Genomic DNA, 991 nt, shown 5'->3' on the forward strand with positions numbered 1-991 from the left:
TAAAGTAACTCAATACTTCGAAAGAAAAGCGGTGATCATTAAATGATGATGGCACAATATTCGTAAGTAAAGAGCACATAACCTCAACAATTCAAAGTATAGATTATTAAGGTTCAAAGACTATACATGGCACTCTCCAGCCACTCGACAACATAAAATACTGATAATAATTGGCAAGGTACTTTACTGTGTCGGATGGCGCTTCGCTTATCCGACCTACACAGGCACATACACGGCTGGAAAATTTAATCTTACAACTATTATTCCTTAAAATTAACGACCCACTTATGATGAGTTAACTACTAATTTTAATAACCGCTAACATATCGTCGTCATCCTCATCGAGGCCAACTTCTTCAAACCCAAAACTTGAATAAAAGTCTTTAGCAACAGGGTTTAGCGGGTTGTAACAAATCTCGATTTGTTCAAGCTTAGAAATCGTTTTAATCTCTTCAATAGCCATGGATAGTGCTTTGCGCCCAATGCCTTTATTTTGATGAGTTTGATCAACCATAAAGCGCCAAATAGAAACCTTTGTAGGGGTTTCTTGTACCCACATAAAAAAGCCTACTGGTACACCATTTAGGTAAATAGCTTTACAGGTATACCCGCTATTGTAGTGCGCCTCAACTAACGACCACATATTACACGCTAGGTATTCTTCTTGTGTTTTAGCAACCTCTAAATCGCATATGGCTTCGTAGTTATCGGCGGTGATATCTTCCAATGACAGCTTCATATTTTTCCTTTAGAACAACTTTGTGTAATTAGTAAGCTATCAGTGTCTGTACCTATAATCAAACAAATGAAGAGATTGATTTTTATACCCCCTTAAATTAGCCTAAATAATGATCTACACGCCTATCTTGTCCCGTCCTAAAATACGTTGACGGTTTTAAATGAAGGCCAGTAGCTTTTGCTCCTGGTCTTTTTTATGCACTTGGTTTGGTGTTTTCATTCCTAAACTTAAATGCGGCCTCAATTCATTGTA

The 991-nt window shown here is 37.3% G+C and carries 1 protein-coding gene; it reads right to left on the reverse strand.

The genetic code is table 11. The annotated features are described in order from the left end of the window. Positions 1-295 precede the first annotated feature (295 nt). Positions 296-739: a GNAT family N-acetyltransferase gene (locus H5087_RS19980; protein WP_182673145.1), complete on the reverse strand. Its 444-nt coding sequence runs from the start codon at positions 737-739 to the stop codon at positions 296-298. Between the last annotated feature and the right edge of the window lie 252 nt (positions 740-991).

Source organism: Pseudoalteromonas sp. SR43-7 (assembly GCF_014163785.1).
GTDB lineage: Bacteria > Pseudomonadota > Gammaproteobacteria > Enterobacterales > Alteromonadaceae > Pseudoalteromonas > Pseudoalteromonas distincta.